Origin of the sequence: Martelella mediterranea (assembly GCF_021021415.1) — a bacterium.
Taxonomy (GTDB): Bacteria; Pseudomonadota; Alphaproteobacteria; order Rhizobiales; family Rhizobiaceae; genus Martelella; species Martelella mediterranea_C.
Window position 1 is genome coordinate 34,287 of record NZ_JAINWJ010000053.1, and the last position, 22,035, is coordinate 56,321.

General features: G+C 62.0%; 18 protein-coding genes, 1 tRNA gene and 1 pseudogene. 12 read left to right on the top strand and 8 right to left on the bottom strand.

Annotated elements, in window-relative coordinates:
- The first annotated feature begins 29 nt into the window (after nt 1-29).
- A complete protein-coding gene (locus K7H91_RS22240; RefSeq protein WP_230722393.1) occupies nt 30-809 on the top strand; it encodes an IclR family transcriptional regulator in 780 nt (259 codons plus the stop codon).
- Nucleotides 810-816: 7 nt separating this feature from the next.
- Nucleotides 817-1,932, top strand: coding sequence for an NAD(P)-dependent oxidoreductase (locus K7H91_RS22245; RefSeq protein ID WP_230722394.1), 1,116 nt, complete (start codon nt 817-819; stop codon nt 1,930-1,932).
- 106 nt (nt 1,933-2,038) lie between these two features.
- On the opposite strand, the gene K7H91_RS22250 is transcribed toward K7H91_RS22245, so the two are convergent.
- The 5 genes from K7H91_RS22250 to K7H91_RS22270 form a co-directional block, all read right to left on the bottom strand.
- Nucleotides 2,039-3,079, bottom strand: coding sequence for an HlyD family secretion protein (locus K7H91_RS22250; protein WP_230722395.1), 1,041 nt, complete (start codon nt 3,077-3,079; stop codon nt 2,039-2,041).
- Nucleotides 3,080-3,101: 22 nt separating this feature from the next.
- Complete coding sequence (locus tag K7H91_RS22255; protein ID WP_230722396.1) at nt 3,102-4,775, bottom strand: MFS transporter; 1,674 nt, start codon at nt 4,773-4,775, stop codon at nt 3,102-3,104.
- On the bottom strand, nt 4,772-5,224 hold the full coding sequence (locus K7H91_RS22260; protein WP_230722397.1) for a MarR family winged helix-turn-helix transcriptional regulator: 453 nt from the start codon (nt 5,222-5,224) through the stop codon (nt 4,772-4,774). Before K7H91_RS22260 ends, K7H91_RS22255 begins: the two co-directional genes overlap by 4 nt.
- A gap of 364 nt (nt 5,225-5,588) precedes the next feature.
- The gene (locus K7H91_RS22265) at nt 5,589-7,520 is read right to left on the bottom strand and encodes a site-specific integrase (protein WP_230722398.1); all 1,932 of its coding nucleotides are present in this window, start codon (nt 7,518-7,520) and stop codon (nt 5,589-5,591) included.
- 124 nt (nt 7,521-7,644) lie between these two features.
- Nucleotides 7,645-7,718 (bottom strand) — tRNA-Gln (locus K7H91_RS22270).
- Nucleotides 7,719-8,126: 408 nt separating this feature from the next.
- On the opposite strand from K7H91_RS22270, the gene K7H91_RS22275 reads away from it, so the two are divergent.
- Entirely contained in the window at nt 8,127-9,662 is a 1,536-nt protein-coding gene (locus K7H91_RS22275) for a Ppx/GppA phosphatase family protein (RefSeq protein ID WP_419197513.1), read from the top strand.
- Between the two features lie 5 nt (nt 9,663-9,667).
- A complete protein-coding gene (locus K7H91_RS22280) occupies nt 9,668-10,372 on the top strand; it encodes an RlmE family RNA methyltransferase (RefSeq protein WP_230722399.1) in 705 nt (234 codons plus the stop codon).
- A gap of 23 nt (nt 10,373-10,395) precedes the next feature.
- Here the strand turns inward: K7H91_RS22280 and K7H91_RS22285 are convergent, their stop codons facing one another.
- The gene (locus K7H91_RS22285) at nt 10,396-11,691 is read right to left on the bottom strand and encodes an alpha/beta fold hydrolase (protein WP_230722409.1); all 1,296 of its coding nucleotides are present in this window, start codon (nt 11,689-11,691) and stop codon (nt 10,396-10,398) included.
- 132 nt (nt 11,692-11,823) lie between these two features.
- Nucleotides 11,824-12,213 (bottom strand): DoxX family protein, encoded by a 390-nt coding sequence (locus tag K7H91_RS22290; RefSeq protein WP_230722400.1) that lies wholly within the window; start codon nt 12,211-12,213, stop codon nt 11,824-11,826.
- A gap of 238 nt (nt 12,214-12,451) precedes the next feature.
- Here K7H91_RS22290 and K7H91_RS22295 point away from each other — a divergent pair, with 238 nt between their 5' ends.
- Together K7H91_RS22295 and K7H91_RS22300 are read left to right on the top strand one after the other, a co-directional pair.
- Nucleotides 12,452-14,776, top strand: coding sequence for an NADP-dependent malic enzyme (locus K7H91_RS22295; RefSeq protein ID WP_230722401.1), 2,325 nt, complete (start codon nt 12,452-12,454; stop codon nt 14,774-14,776).
- Between the two features lie 280 nt (nt 14,777-15,056).
- Nucleotides 15,057-15,908 (top strand): helix-turn-helix transcriptional regulator, encoded by an 852-nt coding sequence (locus K7H91_RS22300; protein WP_230722402.1) that lies wholly within the window; start codon nt 15,057-15,059, stop codon nt 15,906-15,908.
- A 33-nt stretch (nt 15,909-15,941) separates the two neighbouring features.
- Here K7H91_RS22300 and K7H91_RS22305 read toward each other — a convergent pair whose 3' ends face one another.
- Nucleotides 15,942-16,523: a thymidine kinase gene (locus K7H91_RS22305; protein ID WP_230722403.1), complete on the bottom strand. Its 582-nt coding sequence runs from the start codon at nt 16,521-16,523 to the stop codon at nt 15,942-15,944.
- A 177-nt stretch (nt 16,524-16,700) separates the two neighbouring features.
- On the opposite strand from K7H91_RS22305, the gene choV reads away from it, so the two are divergent.
- The 6 genes and pseudogenes from choV to K7H91_RS22335 form a co-directional block, all read left to right on the top strand.
- A complete protein-coding gene (gene choV / locus K7H91_RS22310) occupies nt 16,701-17,765 on the top strand; it encodes a choline ABC transporter ATP-binding protein (protein WP_230722404.1) in 1,065 nt (354 codons plus the stop codon).
- Nucleotides 17,762-18,244, top strand: a pseudogene (locus K7H91_RS22315) (HugZ family protein); the annotation flags it as partial. The gene choV and the pseudogene K7H91_RS22315, both read left to right, overlap by 4 nt.
- Nucleotides 18,245-18,493: 249 nt before the next feature.
- Entirely contained in the window at nt 18,494-18,814 is a 321-nt protein-coding gene (locus K7H91_RS22320; protein WP_018066088.1) for an ArsR/SmtB family transcription factor, read from the top strand.
- A gap of 177 nt (nt 18,815-18,991) precedes the next feature.
- Nucleotides 18,992-20,320 (top strand): aspartate aminotransferase family protein, encoded by a 1,329-nt coding sequence (locus K7H91_RS22325; protein WP_230722405.1) that lies wholly within the window; start codon nt 18,992-18,994, stop codon nt 20,318-20,320.
- A 253-nt stretch (nt 20,321-20,573) separates the two neighbouring features.
- Nucleotides 20,574-21,446 (top strand): aldose 1-epimerase family protein, encoded by an 873-nt coding sequence (locus K7H91_RS22330; protein WP_230722406.1) that lies wholly within the window; start codon nt 20,574-20,576, stop codon nt 21,444-21,446.
- A gap of 144 nt (nt 21,447-21,590) precedes the next feature.
- On the top strand, nt 21,591-22,035 hold a 445-nt coding region (locus tag K7H91_RS22335), incomplete at its 3' end, for an aquaporin (protein WP_230722407.1).

Here is a 22,035-nt window from a genome sequence, read left to right on the forward strand (position 1 = left end):
GCAATTTGCTGCCGGAAGAGGAGACAGAGATGGACCAGTTGGACATTGCCAAAAAGACCGAAGCGACGAAGCCGCAGAGTTCCATCCGCAAAAGCATAGATATCCTCTTCCTGCTGGCGGACGGCGAAACCCGGTTTTCGCGCATCGGCAAACAACTGGGTTTTGGCAACGGCACCACGAGCCGGCTTTTGAAGAATCTGATGGATGCGGGCATGGTCACGCAGGACCCGCTGACAAAGGACTATTTCCTGAGCAGCGACATTCTCAAGCTCTCCGCCCGGGTCGAGAGCAGCTACATGCAGGTGGCCATCGCCGCCCTTGCAGAGATGGAGGCCCTGCGCGACGAAACCCACGAGACGGTCACGCTGTGCAAGCGCATCGGCCTGCGCAAGGTCATCGTGGAGGAAATCACCTCCCATCACGGCATCAAGTTCGAATATGGCAAGGGGTATTCCTCGTCCTTCCATTCCGGCGCTACGGGGATTGCGCTGATGACCCATCTGCGCCCGCAGGAACTGTCCATGCTGCTGGAAAGCGGGCCGCTGGAGGCGGAAACGCAGGCGACCGTCATCAAGCCCAACGAGATCGCCGCGCGCATCGATGCCGCCCGGCGCGACGGTTATGCGATCAGCTTCGGCGAAGTGACCGTGGGCACCGCGTCGGTGTCCGTTCCGCTCGACGACGGCAGCGGCTCCTATGCGTTGACAGTGGTCGGACCGGCGAACCGGTTTCATCCTCAAGCCGCCGTCACCGCCGTGAAGGAGGCAGTCAAGAGGATAGAGGCCCGCCTGCGCAGCGCACATGGCTGAAACAAAGATGACTGAACCTGCAGACCGGCCCGTGCCGGTCATCACAATCTGCGATGCCGACCCGATGCTGCGCCTGGCCGCCATTGCGCTGCGCGGCGCCAGGGGCGACGATGACCGATGGCTGACACGCTATTTTTCGCCCGAGCCGGTCGACGTTTCCGCCGTGGAAGGGATCGGCCCACGCCATGGGCTCGCCGGAGTCGAGGTCCGCGCACTGAGCACTGCGGAAGAGCCCCGTCTGGCGGAACTTAGCGCCGGTTCGGATATTCTGATCTGCCGCAGGGCGGCAATCGGGACCGCAGAACTCGCCGCTTCTCCGGCATTGCGGCGGGTGGTGCGGCTCGGGTCGGATGCGACAGGTCTGGATCTGGCCGCCATCCGCACCGCCGGGGCCGATGTGATATGCATGGAGCGCCCTTCCCTTGCCTACACCGCAGAGCACGCAGTGCTGCTCATGCTCGCCGCGGCGAAGAACCTGGTGCAAAGCGATGCCCTTGCGCGCGATGCCCGCTGGGATCGCAACAGGGTGTTTCCCATCGACGGTGTTGCGTACAACTGGCCGGGCCTCAGTGGCCTTGGCGGCCTGTTCAACGCGAAGATCGGCATGATCGGCATGGGACAGGTCGGGCTGTTGGTCGCCGAGCGGCTTCGGCCCTTCGGGGCCCGGCTGCTTTATGCCAAGCGCCATCGCCTGCCCGCCGCTCAGGAGGCGCAATACGGCCTTGAATTCACGACCCGCGACGATCTGCTGGCCCGCTCTGACATCGTCTCGCTGCATGCGCGCTGGACGCCGGAAACGGAGGGGATGATGAACGCGGCCGCCTTTGCCCGGATGAAGCGCGGGGCGATATTCATCAACACCAGTCGCGGCTTTCTGGTCGATGAGGCGGCGCTTGCCGATGCACTGACTTCCGGCCAACTGGGTTTCGCAGCGCTCGACACCCATGCGCCGGAACCGCGCGCCGCCACATCGCCATTAAACCAGGCGCCGAACACGATCTTCACGCCACATGTCGCGGGAGGCTCGCGAGGCGTCCTTGTCAAGGAAATCGACGACCTCGTCAAACAGGTGGGAGCCGTCTTCAGTGACGCCGAAGCCGATGATGAGGAAGATCGGAATTGAGGCGGTCTGTCACCGCCCCGGTGCCCGTCAAAGGGGCGGAGCTTCTCCGTATCCTCCTGAGACCCTTGCGATCACCCGGCCCAGACGGACCCAGAGCATTTGGCGATCAGCTCTGGCTGGCATCAACGCGGGTGACCACAGAGAGGCCAGGGACAAGCTTGTCGGCATCGGTCTGGCCGGGATCGATTGCGATCCTGACCGGGACCCGCTGGGCGACCTTGGTGAAGTTGCCCGTGGCGTTGTCCGGCGTGATGACCGAGAACTGCGAGCCGGATGCCGGCGAGAAGCGCTCGATATGGCCGGTAAAGGTTTCGCCGTTGAGCGCGTCGACGGTGAAGGTCACCTTTTGACCAGGCTTCAGCCCGTTGAGCTGGGTTTCCTTGTAGTTCGCGATTATCCAGCGCGTGTCGGGCACAAGCGCGACGAGCTGCGAGCCGGCGGTGACATACTGGCCCTGATGGGCCTTGACCTGGCCAAGCGTTCCATCGCGCGGCGCGGTGATCCGCGTGTTCTCCAGATTGATCTCGGCAAGCGCGCGGGCGGCGTCCGCTGCGGCGACATTGGCCTCCAGCGAACGGCGGTTGACGACCGTGGTCTGCAGCGCCTGCCTGGCGACATCGACCTTGGCCCTGGCCTGCGCGAGCGCGGCCTTTGCCTGATCGAGCGTTGCCCGCGCCTTGTCCATATCGGTTCCGGTGGAGAGTTCCCTGGCGCTCAGGCGCTCGGTGCGCTCCCATTGCGACCGGGCGTTTTCAAGGCTTGCCTCGGCGCTTTCGATGCCGGCTTCGGCCGAACTGATATTGGCCTTCGCGGTCTTCTGCGCCTGCGCATTCGCATCGAGCGCAGCCTTGGCAGCATCCAGGCTTGCTTGCGCCTGCGCAAGCTGCTGGCGATAGATCCGGTCGTCGAGGCGAACCAGAAGGTCTCCTTCCCTGACCGTCTGGAAATCGGTCACCGACACCTCGGCCACGAGCGCGGAGAGTTGCGGCGAAAGCAGGGTGACCTGGCCCTGGACATAGGCGTCGTCGGTGCGCTCCACCGATCCGTCAAAGGGCGGCAGGTCCCAGGCAAACAGCAGGGCGGCGATGCCTGCAATGCCGAAGGCGAGGGTCAGATAGGTGGCGAGCGATCGGAATATGCGTGTCATTGGAGGCGTCTTTTTGTTGTTGTCAGGCCGGCAGCCCTTCGGCGGCGGCGCGTTTGTGTTCCCATGTCTCGAAGGCCACATCGATGATGAGAACCACAAGGGCCAGGCAGGCCAGGAGGCAGAGGAAACGAAAACCGTCATTATAGGCGAGCACATAGGCCTGCTGGCGCACCTGGCTCGCAAAGAGCATGGCACCTTCGGCCTTGCGGACCGCCGCATCGCCGATCGTCTGGCCATAGGCTCCGGCAAGCTGGGCGATGCGCTGGCTGACGAGCGGATCGCCGCCCGCCAGGTCCTGAACCAGGGCGGCGGAATGCACCTGTTCGCGCCAGGTGACGAAGCTTCCGAGCAGCGCGGAGCCGAGAATTCCGCCGATGCGCTGGGTGGTGAGAAACACGATGATGAAGCTTAGAAGGTAGCTGGGCCCGCGCTTGAGCGCGGCCATGATCCCGACCAGCATGGCGGGCGGCAGGTAGAGCCCCGCGGCAAAGGCGATCAGCGTCTGGCTCAGATACATCTGCGGCGGACGGGTGAGGCTTGTCGCCTGGCTGTCGAGCCATGTTCCGATGATCAGCAGCACCAGCGCGAAGGCATGGAGGGCGGCGACCCGTCCCGGCTTCAGCAGCAGCGAACAGGTTGCCCCGGCCACGATGGTGGCAATGATCATCACGATGTAGAGGCCGCGCATCTGTTCGTTGCCAAGTCCGAGCATCATGAAGAAGGCGCGCGCGCCGCTCGATTGCTCGGAGAGAATGATGCGGAAGATCAGCAGCGCGCCAGTGAAATGGATGATTTCCGCAGAGGTAAGCCAGCGGACATCGAGAAGCGGGTTTTCCCTGTGCGTCTCGATCATCGCCATGATCGTCAGCGAAGCGATGCCGACGATCATCAGCCCGCCGATCCACGGCTTTTCCGTCCACCAGTAGATCCGCCCGACCGTCAATGCGACCGTGAGCGCGCCCATGCCGATAAACAGGAAGCTGAAGGCGACAAGATCGTTGCGGCTGATGACCTTGACGCGCTCGCCCGAGACCAGCGGCAGCTTGTAGATCAGGGCAAGCGATATCAGCGCAAGGCCGATCTCGAAGACATAGAGCTGTTGCCAGCCGCCATGGTCCAGAAGCACAGGCGCCATCAGGCCGGCAAGCGGCGTGCCCAGCGAAATCACCGTCATCGCCGCACAGATGCCGATCGAGAATTTCTTCTGGGCCGGCAGTCCTTCGAGCATATAGAGGATTGCGATCGACGACATCGGCGCTGCGGCGACGCCGGCGAAAAACCGCACGACCAGCGCAGCCTCGTAGCTGTTCACCCAGAGGTGGCAGAGATTGACCAGCACATAGAGAATGATCGAGAGCTCGGCGAAACGGCGTATGCCGAATTGCTGGCGCATCTTGAACAGCATCAGCGTCAGGCTGGCGTTCGGAACCAGATAGACCGCGAGCAGCCAGGTCGCCTCCGCCGTGGTCGCCTTCAGCGGGCCGGCGATCTGCTGGATCGTTACCGTGATGAAGGACATGCCCAGCGCCTGCGTGAGGCCGATCACGGTCGCGGCAAACATGTAGAGCAGCAGTTGAGGCAGCGGTTTCGGCGGCTGGGGCGGCGGCGCGCCGGGATAAAGCGGCCGAGGCGCTTCCGGCGCCTGCTCGACCGGCTTTTCGTCCTCATGCGCCGCCGGGGGCCGAACGGCGCTCATGGTTCGCGCTCCAGCCGCTCGATACGCGCAATGATCGCCTGCAGCAGGCCCGTCGCCTCTTCGAGCGCTTCATCGTCCTCCGGCGTGAAAAACGCGCCGATAAAGCCGGCACGCTCCGCGAGCAGTTTCCCCGCCATCGCCTCTCCGTGCGGCCGCAGCTGCACCAGATTGACCCGGCGATCATTCGGATCTGCCACCCGTTCGATCAGGTCGAGTTCGGCCATCCGGTCGAGCGTGCGCACCAGGGTCGGCTTTTCCAGTTCCAGCTCGCAGGCAAGCGCGCTCTGGCTGCAGCTTCCATGTCTGGCAAGCAGCGTCAGAACCCTTGCGCGCGAAAACGTCAATCCCAGCCGCGAAACCCGCGCATCATAAAGTGTGCGCATCTTGCGGCTGGCGACGCCAAGCGTCTCGACGAAGGCAATTTGCAGTTCGGGCGAAGTCCGGGACATATCGATAGAACACTATATGTTATGTAGCTATTAGTTAGCATACTACATATAAATTCGACGAAAGCAAGGCAGGGCCGGGCTGCGATCATGTCAGCCCTGCCCGGCCAGTCAAATGCGGTCAGCCGAGCGAAATGGTGATTTCCTCAACCTCGGCTGTTATTCGGCACGGCACCCGGGACCCCACACGCTTTAAATATTTCAAAGACTTATCGTGCTGATCGGCGTCGAATCCATATGCCGATTTACACGCTGAGGATGCGGCGGTAACAAAAAATCCGCCTTTCATCCGTCAGGACATATTGCTCTTGAGCGCGCCGACGCTACGCCTGACCGGCTCACCGAAACATCAAAAGCCGTTTACCAATCACGATTTCGAACCAACCTCGAACGGCTGACAAAACGGCTCCAGGGCAGCAATACGCGGCAAGAGATCGATGGTTGCACGAAGGTTGGCGATGCTGGTGCCGCTGCCATATCTGCTGGAGCCAATACTCTCACCGAGATGACCAAGGAGGTCGTTGCGATACTCACTTTTGACCGAGGAATTGTTGATCACATCGATGATGTAATGCCGGAAGGAATGTAGGGACTTTTTATCTACATCGGAGATTTGGTCATTCATCGCGTTTGCGAAAGCCGGGTAGGCTTGGTCTCCGAAATTTCCTGTTGCTTTGCTCGGTTTCAGGTCAGGAAACAGATCAGCCGTCACACCCCGTCGGCTCCTCGCGTACTTGATCAGGCCCAGATCAAGAAGCTGACCGTGAACGGGGACAAGTCTCTTCGATTGCGCGTTCTTCAGGCCCCGATTTGCGTTGGGCTTGATATCGAAACACCAGATGCCATCGACCTGAACAATCTCGCGGGCCTTGATACCAGCGATCTCTTCCCGCCGGGCGCCCGTAAGTGCCAGGATCAATGGCACCCAGTATCGCCCGTCCTTGATTATCTTGGAGCCAGGCACGCGTCGCCGTCGTTTACCGACGCATCCGGTCCACATCGGATGCTGGAAAATTTTTTGGACCTCTTCCGGTGTATACGCGTGTTTTTCATCGCGCGCCTTGACCGTCTTTCGCGGCTTCAGGCCTTTCAGGTCGATTTTCGGATCGACGTCATGGCCCTCCGACCTCGCCTTCTGCAAAAGCATACCCAGAAACGTCAGGTTTCGGTTGAGCGTTGAAGCCGACATACCCTTCTTGTCATCAGGCAGATCTCGCGCTTCCTCGAGAATTTCAATCAATGGACGGTTCCTATCGCGCGGGCTTTTCCGATAGGTCTTGGGCAATTCGCCCAGCGTGTCCACGTAGCGAGCGAAATGATGCTGCCGCAATTCCTGAATCTTCTGGACGCCGATGATTTCCCGGAAAACACCGAATACCTGATTGAACTGCCGCAGCGCCTTCTCGTCGGCTCCCTCGCGCTTCTTGATCGCTTTCAGACGGCCAACGACATCAGTGATATCGTCCGAATAGCTGCTCCCCTGGAAAACGAGCGGTTCGACCTGCTTGACGGATATGGCTTCGGGCTCGGGCGTTGCGCCACCAAGCGCGGAATCCTGTCCTTGCGGGGCCGTTGCCGTGCCGTCGGCAAAGATATTGCGGCGAGCGCTTTCCCGCGCCTCGATCACCCTGCTCGCGGCCGCAATGGCGTCGCCCAAGCGGTCATCATCCGGGTTCAGCGAAGCGGAAAGGGCAACTGACTTGCCTTCCATCTGTATCCGTCTGAGCTCCATGTAAACCAGAGACGATATTTCATCCTGACCAAGCACACGACCGGCTTCGCGCACGGTCTTGCCATGTCGCGCATCAGACCAGAAATCCCGCTTGTAGATATCCAGCATATAGCCGCCGCGCTCGATCTCCTCGTCGGAAAAGCCACGCGCCGCCAGCGCCTTGTCTTTTGATGGATCAAATATCGCGCCCTTTCCCTGACTCGCCAGAAGGCGAAAACAATGAGCGGCCAGTTCATCAAGAAGGCGGTTGTCCTCGTATCCGCCTCCCGAGATATCGTCATGTTCCGCAAGGCGGCGATTGTCGATCGCATCAAGCTCTGTTTTTACGACGTGCTCGAGCCATGTCCTTGCCTGCTCGGCGGTTAATCGTGAAGCTGCCATCAATTCGAACGCTCTCTCGCTTGTCGCATGCAGGGCTGCACCGATCACGCGAGCCTTGGCGGGATCGTGTGTGTGCAGGCTTACCTGAATATAACCAGCTTTGGTTGCATTTCCAGAGCGAACGGGAACACGGCGGCGCCAAGTGTAAACGGCGCCTCGGCGGAAAACATGGGCAATCGTCGGCATCGGCTTCAACCTCGTCTGACGCAGCCTGATGCCGTTTGTGTTACAGTCATGTGTGACAATGCGGGTTTGACGCGCAGTGAAACATACAAAACTGTGTTTTATTTCAATGACTTGACGATAGATTTGGCTGGGGAACCTGGATTCGAACCAGGACTAACGGAGTCAGAGTCCGTGGGTCTACCGTTAACCTATTCCCCAACGCGGCGCCCGAGGGGCACCGTGGATGTGGTGGGCTTATAAACAGAAAGGTCGGGCTTTGCCAAGGGGGAGACGCAAAATTTTCCTCACTTCGGCAAGACCGCTTACGAAAGCTTGGGACGGCTGACCCCAATCCCCGCACCCGTTCCGGTTTTGTCGAAGCTGAAGCGTCTGGAACCCGGGTTTCGCCATTTCGTCCGTCACGCCGGAAAATGGCTTGCAGCAAGAAGACCGCAGCCCCGCCTGCGCGGGACTTTGAAGCAACGGTATGGCGCGTGGCCGGCATCCTCGCAGAAAAGTCATTGGCCTAGCGGCCTTACGCTGCTATGATTACGTCAACTGAAAATCATATGAGCGCCTTGCTGCGAACTGCCATTGCGGTTTGCGCGGCGTGATGGAATTGGCAAAGTGGAAGACCCCCAAAACAGCGCTGAGCTGTCCGATGGCGGGGCGCGCTTGAACAATGGCGGCAAGGGCAAACGCGCTCGCCGCCGATCCCGGAAAGGTCGCCGCAAGGCCGCCGCCGGAGTGCCCGCATCACATGATGCCGCCGTCGCAGGTGGCGATGAACAGGCGCGTTCGCCAGATGGCGGCGAAACGACGAGAAGCCGCGACGGCAAGGCTGCGCGACACCCCTCTTCGGATCGACAGTCCGACGGCAACCACAAAAACAGCCCGGCTCAAGCCGCCCGCGACGGCGACAAGCCCGCTCGGCGCAAACGCAAGCGTCGGCGCGGACGCCGGGCTCATACCAAGGGCCCGCTCGGGGCCGATGGTTGCAAGCATGTAGCCGGGGAGACGACCGCTCCGGTCGCCGACGCCGCGAAACAGCCCTCGCGCGCCGACGCGCCGCCTCCGCCCCGTCGCGAGGCTCCGCAGGGCAATGCCGCCGCGCCGCATCGATCGCCCGGCCACAGCCTCTATGCCGCGCTTGATCTCGGCACCAATAATTGTCGGCTGCTGATTGCCCAGCCCACGCGTCACCATCAGTTTCGCGTGGTCGACGGTTTCTCGCGCATCGTGCGGCTGGGCGAAGGCCTTGCCGCCACCGGCAGCCTGTCGCCCGCCGCCATGGACCGCGCCATCGAGGCGCTTGCCATGTGCGCCGCCAAGCTCAGGGGCCGGTCCGTCCGGCGCATGCGGCTGATCGCCACCGAGGCCTGCCGCTCGGCCGATAACGGCGAGATCTTCCTCAAACGGGTGCGCGAGGAAACCGGGCTGGAGCTCGAAATCGTCAACCGCGAAACCGAAGCGAGACTGGCGGTATCGAGTTGCGCGTCGCTGATCGGCAGGGAAACGCGGTCGGCCGTGCTCTTCGATATCGGCGGCGGCTCCTCCGAAATCGCGGTGATAAAACTCGACGAGAACCGGTCCTACCGGCTCGCCAACCACATCTCGCACTGGACGTCGCTTCCCGTCGGCGTGGTGACGCTGTCGGAACGCTATGGCGGCCATGACGTGACGCCGGAAATCTTCGAGGACATGGTGGCCGAAGTCACCCGGATGCTCGGCGATTTCAACTGTCCGGGCATCGGCGGCGGAAAGGACGACGAGGGGTTTCACCTGATCGGCACGTCGGGCACCGTCACGACGCTGGCCGGCGTCCATCTCGACCTGCCGCGCTATGACCGCCGCAAGGTCGACGGCATCTGGCTCTCCGATGACGAGGTCACGGCCATGCAGTCGAAACTGCTGTCCTGGGATTTCGCCGGCCGCGCCGCCAACCCCTGCATCGGCCCGGATCGCGCCGACCTCGTGCTGGCCGGCTGCGCCATCCTGGAGGCAATCCGAAGGCGCTGGCCGTCCTCGCGCATGCGGGTTGCCGACCGCGGCCTGCGCGAGGGACTTTTGACCGATATGATGATGCATGACGGGGTCTGGCGCAAACAGCGTCGCCGCGGCGGCTTCAGCCGCCGCCAGGGCGCGGCCTCAAACAAGGACTGAATGTTGTGACCAAACCACCCGCCAAACCGGCCAGAACGGGTCGCAAGATCGGCCAGAAGGTCAAGAAGACCAAGCTGAAGGCGTCCTCGCGTCGCTGGCTGGAGCGCCATCTCAACGATCCCTATGTGCAGCGCGCCAAGACCGAGGGTTTTCGCGCGCGCGCGGCCTACAAGCTGCTGGAGATCGACGAGAAGCATCAGATCCTGAAAGGCGCGCGCCGGATCATCGATCTGGGGGCGGCACCCGGAAGCTGGTCGCAGATCGCCGCCAAGGTCACCGGCTCCACCGATACCGACATTCGCGTCGCGGCGATCGACTTTCTCGAAATGGACGGCGTTCCGGGCGTGGCGTTCTTTCAGATGGATTTTCTCGACGAGACCGCCCCCGATCTTTTACGCGAGGCGCTGGACGGGCCGCCGGATGTCGTCATCTCCGATATGGCCGCGCCCACCACCGGCCACCGCCGCACCGACCATCTGCGCACCATGTATCTGTGCGAGGTCGCGGCCTATTTCGCGGTGGAGACGCTTGCCGAGGGCGGGCATTTTCTCGCCAAGACCTTCCAGGGCGGGGCAGAACACGATCTTCTGACCATGCTCAAGCAGAACTTCCGTCAGGTGATCCACGTCAAGCCCGCGGCCTCACGCTCCGAATCCGTGGAAATGTTCGTGCTCGCCAAATCTTTCAAGGGCAGGCCGACAGAGGCGTAGCGCCGCTTCGGCCCACCCGGAATTCAGCGGTGCGGGCCGCCTTCGGCCATCACCATATCCCGCAGCCGTTCGAAAACCGCCGGGCTCTGGCGCACGCCGTCATGCTCATATTCATTGGTGACCCAGATCCGGCAATTGCCAAGACGGTTCGCGGTTTCCAGCGACAGGCCCGCGTCGACATACATGTCGTCGTGATAGATGGCGGCGGCCACCGGAACGTCATTGGCGAACAGCCGCGTGGCGTCATAAAGCGGCGGATTGTCCGTTCTTGCCGCAAGCGCCTCGACGGCGGCGGCGAACGGACGCAGCGACCGGATTTCCTCGAACATCCATGGGTAGATCATCTCGCCGGTGAACAGCAGCGGCCGGCGTGCCGGATCGAAGCGCGGGAATTCGCCCCTTATCCGTTCAGCGGCGGAGGCAGTGGGCCGGGGCCCCTGGGCATAGATGCTCTCCTGCAGCACCGCGAACAGCGGATTGCCGGCAAAACCGGTCTCGGCCATCACGGAAAACAGGAAACTCTCCGACAGGCGCGTTTCGTCGGGATCCGCAAAGGCCTCGTCGAGCAGGAAATGAAGCGCCTCATGTCCGGGGCCCATGCCGAGCCCCAGCCCCAGGGTCTGCAGCCGGCGCACGCTCAGCCGGTCGCCGTCCGGCAGGTGAACCGGGTTGTCTTCGATGAAATCGGCAATGCGGGCGGCAAGCCGCTCATCTTCTGGATAGCGCTGATAATAGCGCCGGTTCTTGGAAAGAACGCGCGGATAGGTGCGGCGATAGACCTCCTCCGCCTCGGCGGCAAGTCCGGCAAGCCCGCCCGTGACATAGCAGGCGGCGAGCCCCTCCGGCGCGCGCGAAAGATAGGTGAGCGTGATGAACCCGCCGAAGCTCTGGCCGAGCGTCTCCCATTTGACATCGCCCAGCAATTGTTTGCGGATGTGCTCGCAATCGGCGACGATGCTGTCGGCGCGGAAATGCATCAGGTAGTCCGCGGCCGCCTCGCCACTTTCGAAACGGGAGATGACATGACCGTCGATCGGGCTGCTACGGCCGGTTCCGCGCTGGTCGATCAGCACCACCCGGTGGGTTTTCAGCGCGGCCTTCAGCCATGGCGGGCCGCCGGCGACCGGACGCGGCGACTTGCCGCCCGGCCCGCCCTGCAGAAAGGCGAGCACCGGCAAATCCTCCCGCCGCTTGACCGGATCGACGATCTCGCGGGCGAAAACCTGCAGCACCGGCCCCTCCGAACGGCTCCAGTCGAGCGGCACCGGCACCAGCATGTCCCGGATCATCATGCCGGGAATGATATATTGCTTCGGCATCATGGCGGCCTATCTCCTTCTGTCTCTGCCGTGGCCTAGAGCAGTTCGGGTCCAAGGGCAACCATGCTTCGCGGACACAACAAAAAAGCGGGCGCCAGGGCCCGCTTTCGATTGTCTTGAATGCGCTGAGGCTTATTTGCGCTTGCCGTCGAGGCTGAAGGAGCCGGGGCCGGCGAAGACGAGATAGAGGAAGATGAAGCAGAACAGGATCGCCGCATCGCCGCCGTTATTGGCTGGATAGAGGCTCGAGGGCGCATGGAACATGAAATAGGCGACCGCCATCATGCCGGACAGCACGAAGGCCGAGATGCGGGTGAACAGTCCGAGCACGATCAGCGCGCCGCCGACGATTTCGAGAATGCCGCCCACCCAAAGCAGCGAAAACATCGGGGGATGCATCTCCGAGACCGGGAAGTGCAGGATTTTTTGCGTACCGTGTTCAAATAGCAGAATCCCTGCCACGACACGCAGAATGGCCAGGAAAATCGGCGCCATCGGCTGCAGCATGCGGTTTGTGCTCATAAATCAGCTCCGTGATAATGGTTGCCCGCGCGGGCGCGGCTTCAGAAGACGCTAACATACGCGAAAAAACGGATCGCGGAAGACGAGGATGTGTAAACACTGCGTCGCCAACCGCACCGCCTCCCGAATTCCAAAAATGCTTGAAGCGATCCCGATGGATTGCAGTTCCTTTTTTCCGACCATATAGTCGCCCGACTTTATGGGGACCGGATTTTTCGCCGTGCAAGGAGACCAGACGATGAGCGAACCGACAGGAAAGAAGCCCGCCGGGGAAGACCTCCAGCAGCAGGCTCTTTTTTATCACCGCTATCCGCGTGCCGGTAAGCTGGAAATCCAGGCGACCAAGCCGCTCGGCAACCAGCGCGACCTCGCCCTAGCCTATTCGCCCGGCGTCGGCGCGCCCTGCATCGCCATTCATGAAAACCCGCATGACGCCGCGCAATACACCTCCCGCGCCAATCTGGTCGCCGTGATATCGAACGGCACCGCCGTTCTCGGCCTCGGCAATATCGGCCCGCTCGCCTCCAAGCCGGTCATGGAAGGCAAGGCCGTTCTGTTCAAGAAATTCGCCGGTATCGACGTCTTCGATATCGAGATCGACGCGCCGTCGATCGATGGCATGGTCTCCACCATTTCCGCGCTGGAGCCCACCTTCGGCGGGATCAACCTTGAGGACATCAAAGCGCCGGAATGTTTCGAGGTCGAGCGGATCCTGCGCGAAAAAATGCAGATCCCGGTGTTCCACGACGACCAGCACGGCACCGCCATTATCGTCGCCGCCGCGATCCTGAACGGGCTGGAGCTTGCCGGGAAATCGCTGGAGCACGTCAAGATCGTGGCCTCGGGCGCGGGCGCGGCGGCGCTTGCCTGCCTTAACCTGCTGGTTTCGCTTGGCGCGAAGCGCGAGAATATCTGGGTGTTCGACATTGACGGCCTGGTCTATCCCGGCCGCGAGACCAATATGGACCAGTGGAAGGCAATCTACGCGCAGGAGAGCGACGCCCACGCGCTTGCCGACCATATCGCGGGCGCGGACGTGTTTCTCGGCCTTTCGGTCGCAGGCGCGCTGAAACCGTCGCTGCTCAAGCAGATGGCGCCGCGACCGATGATCATGGCGCTCGCCAACCCCGTGCCGGAAATCATGCCCGACCTCGCCCGCGCCGAGCGCGATGACGCGATGATCTGCACCGGGCGCTCGGACTTCCCCAACCAGGTCAACAACGTCCTGTGTTTCCCCTATATCTTCCGCGGCGCGCTGGATTGCGGCGCGCGCACGATCAACGAGGAAATGAAGATGGCCGCCGTGCGCGCCATTGCCGGGCTGGCGAAGGAGGAGGTCTGGGAAGCATCGCGGACAGCGGCCAATGGCGAACCGCTGATCTTCGGGCCCGATTACCTGATCCCCTCGCCCTTCGACCCGCGCCTGATCCTCAGGATCGCGCCCGCCGTTGCCCGCGCCGCCGAGGAGACCGGCGTCGCCGAGCGCCCCATCCCGGACTATCAGGCCTATTACGAACACCTGACCCGCTTTGCCTTCCGCTCCGGCCTGGTGATGAAGCCGGTCTTCGCCGCCGCCAAGGCCGCCGAGCGCAAACGCGTGATCTTCTCCGACGGCGAGGACGAGCGCGTGATGCGCGCCGCCCAGGTGCTGATCGAGGAAGGCATCTCCCAGCCGATCCTGATCGGACGCCCGAACGTGCTCGAAACCCGCATGAAGCGCTACGGCCTGCGCATGAAGCTGCATGAGGATTTCGAGATCATCAATCCGGAAAGCGATTCGCGGTTTCGCGAATATGTCGACGAATACCTCTCCTTCGTCGCGCGTAAGGGCGTCACGCCGGAGCGCGCGCGCACCATCGTGCGCACCAACACCACGGTGATCGGCGCGCTGGCGGTCAAGCGCGGCGACGCGGATGCGCTGCTATGCGGCGTCGAGGGCCGGTTCGAAAAGCACCTGCGCGATATCGGCAACATCATCGGCAAGCATGAGGACGTCCGCGACTTCTCGAGCCTTGGCCTGTTGATTTCCAACCGCGGCGCGACCTTCTTCGCCGATACCCACGTGACCTACTGCCCGAGCGCGGAAGAGATCGCGGAAACCACGATCCAGTCCGCCCGCGCCGTTGCCCGCTTCGGCATCACGGCGAAGGCAGCACTCGTCTCGCACTCCAATTTCGGCTCGCGCGATTCCGAAAGTGCTGCCAAGATGCGTGAAGCGCTGGCGCTGGTGCGCGCCCGCATGCCCGAGCTCGAGGTCGACGGCGAAATGCACGGCGATACCGCAATCTCCGAATTGTTGCGCGAACGCGCCATGCCCAACAGTACGCTGACGGGCGAAGCCAATCTGTTGATCTTCCCCTCGCTCGATGCCGCCCATATCACCATGACGGTGGTGCAGAGCATGCTCGAGGCGCTGCATGTCGGGCCGATCCTGCTCGGCAGCGCCCTGCCGGCGCACATCATGTCGCCCTCGGTGACCTCGCGCGGCATCGTCAACATGGCGAGCCTTGCGGTGGTGGAGGCGGATGTCGCGGCCTCGGAGAAGCGCCGGGCGGCGGAATAGGCAATTTAGCAGGTCGCAATCGGCGATTATCCGGCGTCGGGCCAGCGGCGTGCCGCCGCTTACCCCTGAGAGTTTCCCGGCGGCGCGCGGGCCTGCGCATTTACCGCGCTTTGCGCCAGGGCGAGAAGTCTGGCCGGGATCCCCTCCGCACCATCGTCAAACCACGGGCAGATCGCAGTCCGAACGAGGATATTCACATCTCATTTACAACCATAGCTTGATTTTTACATGTCGAAAGGTTTATCAAACTAAAGACAATGTTCGCCTGCAAAGAGTTTCCGTGTCAACTCAAGAGGGAATAGTCCGCGAACATTATTCTCATAATATTCCTCGGGAGGTCGCCGACCTTCATCGACCATCTTGGGCTGAAATGCGAAAAATGCTTAAGATAAAACAAGTTATGGCAGAAATAGCGATGATGATGGACGAATCCAGAATTCTGGAGTTGCGGGCGCGGGTCGCGCGTTCGGACACAACGGCGGAGCTTATCGTAGCGCTTGGAGAGATAACATCAACCTTTGGTTTCAACCACTTTACGTTGACTGACATTCCCCGGAGCAAGGACGCGCTGCTGCAGTCCCTGATTCACTTTACTTCGCTCCCCTACCCCCTGATCGCGGCCTATGATCAGGCGGAGATCCTGCAAAATTCCGCCTTTGTCCGGTCTTGGAGAGCCGCGACCTCGCCGATCGAGTGGGATATCGACCAGTTCGAACTGGATGACAGGGAGGCGGCTTTCGGCCAGCGCCTCAAGACCATCCATGTCCGCATGGGGGTTGTCTTCACCGCGCCGGACTGTCAGCCGGAGCCCCTGGCCTTCCTGCTGTTCGGGGATCGCGAACCGCTCGACGACGCGGAAAAGGCGGAGCTCGACCGGCTGGCGGTCGCCGCCTGCCGGCGGTTCGAGCAGTTACGGCCGGTTTCCGCCCACCACCTGAAGAGCCTTTCCTCGCGCGAATTGGAGGTCATCAAATGGACCGCCGAGGGCAAGACATCGCACGAGATCGGCAGAATCCTCAATCTCTCCGATCATACCGTCAATGCCTATCTGGCGAACGCGATCCGCAAGATGGAATGCGTCAACAGGGCCCAGTTGGTGGCAAAGGCGATCCGTCTCAAGCTGATCGAATAAGCGTTCGGCGCAGATCAGGCCGAAGACGAAGCTCTACCGGCGGCCGGTTTTTTCCTTCCAATGGAGGCGGCAATAGGAGACATAGCGGTCATTGCCGCCGACCTCGATCTGGGGGCCTTCGAGCAGCGCGTTGCCGGCCTGATCCAGACGCACGACCATGGTGGCCTTGCGGCCGCAATGGCAGATCGTCCGCACCTCCCTCGCTTCATCCGCGAGCACGAACAGCTCGGCCGATGCCGGAAACAGCCGGCCCATGAAATCCGATCTGAGGCCATAGGCCATCACGGGAATCTTGAGTTCATCGACGACCCGCGCCAGTTGCCACGCATGCTCGGCGGTGGCGAAATGGGCCTCGTCAACGAACAGACAATCGATCGTGCGCTCTGCGTTGAGTGCGCTTGCGCATTCGAACAGGTCGGTATCCTGCCCGAACGTGACCGCATCGGCCTTGAGCCCGATCCGCGAGGAAACCACGCCCTTGCCGCCGCGATCATCGAGTTCGGCAAGCAGGATGACGGCATGCATGCCGCGCTCGCGGTAATTATAGGCGGCCTGAAGCAGCAGGGTCGATTTGCCGGCGTTCATCGTGGCATAGTAAAAGTGAAGTTTCGCCATTTTTGCGGTCCTTTTTCTTCTTTCTTGCCGCGAACGGCGGCCCGCAAAAAGCCTGAATCGCAGAAAGCCACAGAAAAGCGCGGGCCGCCGCTTTCGCGCGGCGCATCTTGCCGCTTGTGCGCGAATATGAGAAACAACCGCCTGCCATCCCCTCCTGCCCATGCTGACGCAGAACCCATGGAAACAGTCGTCGAGATCAACGCAATCGATATCGTCTATGGCAGGCATGCGCGCCGCGCCCTGCCGCTCATCGATGCCGGTTTTTCGCGTGATGATATTCACGCCCGCACCGGAAGCCTCGTCGGGGTCTCCAATGCCTCGCTGAAGCTTGGGCGCGGTGAGATCGTCGTGCTGATGGGCCTTTCGGGCTCAGGAAAATCGACCTTGCTGCGCGCCGTCAATGGCCTGGCGCCGGTCGTGCGCGGCGACGTCGACGTGCATACCGAAGACGGTGTCATCAATCCCTATACCGCGAGCGCCAAAGCGCTCAGGGCGCTGAGGGCCCGGTCCGTTTCCATGGTGTTCCAGCAGTTCGCGCTGCTGCCCTGGCTGAGCGTTGCCGAGAATGTCGGCCTCGGCCTGGAACTTTCGGGCGTGCCCAAACGCGAGCGGCGCGAACGCATCGAAGAACAGCTCGCGCTGGTCAACCTTTCCGACTGGGCCGACAGCCCGATCGACGCGCTTTCAGGCGGCATGCAGCAGCGGGTCGGCCTTGCGCGCGCCTTTGCCACCGGCGCGCCAATCCTGTTGATGGACGAGCCGTTTTCGGCGCTCGATCCGCTGATCCGCGCGCATCTGCAGGATGAGTTGCTGGAGCTGCAGCAGCGCCTCAGAAAATCGATCCTGTTCGTCAGCCACGATCTCGACGAAGCCATCAAACTCGGCGATCGCATCGCGATCATGGAAGGCGGCAAGATAATCCAGACGGACACGCCGCGCGTAATCATCAAGAACCCGGCAAACGACTATGTTGCCGACTTCGTCGCCAATACCAACCCGCTCACGGTTCTCACGGCAGGAGACATCATGAACCCGGTATCCTCGCGCAGCCAGCTGGACACGCAGATCGCCGCGACCGTCAAAGCCGCAACGCCGGCCATGACGCTGATACGCCTGCTGGCGGAACGGCCCGGAACGATCGGCGTTGTCGAGGGCGGACGGATTGCCGGAACGATCTCGCACCGCGAGATTGCCGCCGGCCTTTCGCCACGGCGGCCGCAATCGGCAGGGCCTTTGGCATGAACGAGAAAGCCTCTCCCCTGCGCGAAACCGACGAAGCGGCGATCCGGCTGGCAAAATCGCTTCTGCGCGATGCCGGCTTTGCCGCCCTTGCCGTCAACGAACCGGAGACCGGTTTTCCACTTGCAAGCCGTGTGCTGATCGCGACCGATGTCGACGGCGCGCCCGTGATCCTGATTTCGGCGCTATCGAGCCATACCAGGGCGATCCAGCGCGACGGCAGGGTATCGCTTTTGACGGGGGAACCCGGAAAGGGCGACCCGATGGCCCATCCGCGCATGACGACGCGGTGCCTGGCCGGGGTTATCGAACGCGGCAGCGAAGACCACGCGCGGATGCGGAAGCGGTTCCTCGAACGTCACCCGAAGGCAAAGACCTACATCGATTTCCCCGATTTCAACCTGTTCCGCCTGACGCCGGTGTCGGCGAACCTCAATGGCGGCTTTGGCAAGGCCTACGCCATCGAGGGCAAGGACCTGATCGACCCCGGGTAAAGACCCGACCGCGGGACGCGCCGCATCCAGACCGGTTCCAGTTTGTCATTTATCAGTAATCAATCGAGTTGAATTGGCGCAGCGGGCAGATGGAAATGGGATTTTCCTTTATTTTCGGCGACCCTGTTAAAAAATACCCTAAATTTCGTATTATTTTTTTCCAGACGACTCAGTTACATTCCATTTTAGGCATTGGGAAAATTATTGACACTTCGTTGCAAGCCAAGGAGTACTGATGTGAGCGCAAACAAACTGTCAGACAAGACCTCTCCGGCCGCCAGCCTGCTTTCTGCGATGGCAAACCCGAAGCGTCTTCAGATTCTCTGCGTGCTGATCGAACGGGAGATGCCGGTCGGCGCACTCGCGGTCCGCGTCGGCCTCAGTCAATCCGCCCTGTCGCAGCATCTGTCGAAGCTGCGCGCCCAGAACCTCGTGGAAACGCGGCGCGAAGCGCAGACCATCTATTACAGCACGCATGCCGAACCGGTCCGCAAGCTTCTCGATACGCTCGGCGAGATCTACGACGAGGAAATGATCGCCAGCCGCAAGGCGGGCTGAGCCTCTGTCGGTCGGCGCATCGCGGGCCGACAGGGATAGTCAGGGCGATGCCTGACGGATTGTGCCTTTTGGCAGAGGCTTTCGCTTGACGGCGGCGGTGCCGCTGATAACGTGCTCTCCAATAGTATTGAAGCAACAGGGCCCGGCGACGGGTCGCTTTCTTTTGTGGAGCAGCTCATGTCCGACAGCACCAATGTGACGCCCAACAATCTCGACGCATTCTGGATGCCGTTTACCGCCAACCGGCAGTTCAAGAAGGCCCCGCGCATGTTCGTGGCCGCCAAGGACATGTATTATACCACCGCCGACGGGCGCAAGGTTCTGGACGCGACCGCGGGGCTCTGGTGCGTTAACGCCGGTCACTGCCGGCCGAAGATCGTCGAGGCGATCCGCAAACAGGCCGGCGAACTCGATTACGCTCCCGCCTTCCAGCTCGCCCATCCCAAGGCCTTCGAACTCGCCAACCGGCTGGTCGATATCGCGCCGGAGGGCATGAACCATGTGCTCTACACCAATTCGGGCTCTGAATCGGTCGAGACCGCGCTCAAGGTCGCGCTCGCCTATCACCGGGCGAAGGGCGAGGGCTCGCGGTTCCGGCTGATCGGCCGCGAGCGGGGCTATCACGGCGTCAATTTCGGCGGTATCTCGGTCGGCGGCATCGTGGCCAACCGCAAGATGTTCGGCACGCTTCTGACCGGCGTCGACCATCTGCCCCACACCCACCTGCCCGAGAAGAACGCCTTCACCAAGGGCCAGCCGGAGCATGGCGGCGATCTTGCGAGCGAACTGGAGCGGATCGTCACGCTCCACGACCCCTCGACCGTGGCGGCCGTCATCGTCGAGCCGGTCGCCGGCTCCACAGGCGTCCTGATTCCGCCGAAGGGCTATCTCAAGAAGCTGCGCGAGATCTGCACCAAATACGGCATCCTGCTGGTCTTTGACGAGGTGATCACCGGTTACGGCCGACTGGGCACGCCCTTTGCCGCGCAGTATTATGACGTCAAACCGGACATCATCATCACCGCCAAGGGCCTGACCAACGGCGTCATTCCGATGGGCGCGGTGTTCGTGACCTCCGCGATCCATGACGCCTTCATGAGCGGCCCGGAGCACATGATCGAGTTCTTCCACGGCTATACCTATTCCGGCAATCCGATGGCGTCGGCAGCGGCGCTCGCCACGCTCGACACCTACAAGGAAGAGGGCCTGCTGACGCGGGCAGCAGAACTCGCGCCCTATTGGGAAGAACAGCTCCACAGCCTGCGCGACTGCCCCTATGTCATCGACATCCGCAACACCGGGCTGATCGGCGCGATCGAGCTGGAACCGATCGCGGGCGAGCCGACCAAACGCGCCTTCACCGCTTTCCTGAAAGCCTATGAAGACGGCCTGCTGATCCGCACCACCGGCGATATCATCGCCCTGTCGCCGCCGCTGATCATTTCCAAATCCGAGATCGACGAATTGTTCGAGAAGCTGCGCAAGGTGCTGATGAACAGTATCTGAGGCCGCCTCGCATGATAGCGGGCGTGAAAGCCGGCGCATCGGGTTTTCTCGCCGCGCCGCTTTCCGCCGCCGCCTCGGATTTGGCGAGAACCGGTTCCGCTTTTTCGCCGTTCTCCACTAGAGCCATTCCGCGTTTCACGGAAAGGCGAAAAGGCCCTATCTCTTTGTTTTACGCAATTCCGGACGGTGAACCGGTATCCACTTCACCTGGAATTGCTCTACTGTTGCATTACCGCAAACGGGAGATGCAGTCATGTCCGACGACATTCTGATCAAGAACGAACGCCTCGCCGTCGCGGTCTCGCCGCTTGGCGCCGAGACCCGATCTCTCACCAGCAAGGACGGGCGCGAATGGCTCTGGGATGGCGACCCGGCCTACTGGACCGGACGCGCGCCCATCCTGTTTCCGATCGTCGGCAAGGCGCCGGATAACAGGGTGACGATCGAGGGCATGGCATTCCCGATGCAACAGCATGGCTTTGCCCGCAAGAACGTGTTCGCGCTCGAGGACAGCTCGTCCTCCTCCTGCCGCTTCCGGCTCGACCCGACCGACGAGACGCGGCTGGCCTATCCATTCGAATTCTCGCTCTCGATCACCCATGCGCTGTCGGACGCGACGCTGACGGTGACCGCCGAGGTGGAAAACCGGGACGACCGGCCGATGCCCTTCGGCTTCGGCTTTCATCCCGCCTTCCGCTGGCCGATGCCGGGCCTCACCAGGGGCCATGTCCATCACATCGCGCTCGCAAACCGCGCCGCGCCCGCCATGATCCGCCTGCGCGACGGCCTGTTGGACCTGACGCCGCTCGCCTCCCCCTTCTCAGGCGGCTTGCTCGCCCTCGACCATGATTATTTCGAGGAGGATGCGATGATCTTTCCCGAAGGCGCGGGCGATCGGCTGAGCCTCAGCGCAGAGGATGGCCCGTCGCTGCATTTCCGCTTCGAAAACCTGCCCAATCTGGCGCTCTGGACCAAGCCCGGCGCGCCCTATATCTGCGTCGAGCCCTGGCACGGCATGGCCGCGGCCCACGGCAAGGGGCCGGCGATCGAAGACCGGCCTTTCACCGTCACCCTGCCCGCCGGCAAGTCCGCGCGCTTCGGCTGGTCCGTGACGATAGACGGATAGGTTGCCGCTCTCTTATTTTGCTTGCTAAACGCGAATCAATCGCGCATATCTCGAAAAAAACACCTGGGTCGCTCCACATTGATCGTTCAATTGTCGGCGAGCCGCTCGGGGAATGGGGGCCGCCGTTTTTTCGGGGTCCTCAACATGAAGAAACTCGTGGCAGAATTTATCGGCACGGCCGTGCTTGTGCTGTTTGGCTGCGGCGCGGCCGTTCTGGGCGGCGATGCCATAGGCCAGACCGGCATCGCCTTTGCCTTCGGTCTTGCCATCGTCGCCATGGCCTATTGCATCGGGCCGATCTCCGGTTGCCACATCAATCCCGCCGTCAGCCTCGGCGTATTTGTCGCGGGCCGCATGCCGGCCGGCGAAATGCTGCGCTACTGGGTCGCCCAGTTCTCCGGCGGGCTGGTGGGCGCATTCGTTCTGGCAATCATCGCCGGCTCCACGGCCAGCCTTGGACAGAACGGCTGGGGTCCGGGCTATCTCGGCGAATATGCGCTGCCGGCGGCGCTGGTCTTCGAGGTCGTGTTCACCGCGATCTTCGTGATCGTCATCAACTCTGTTGTTCTTGATGGTCCCTTATCCTTGC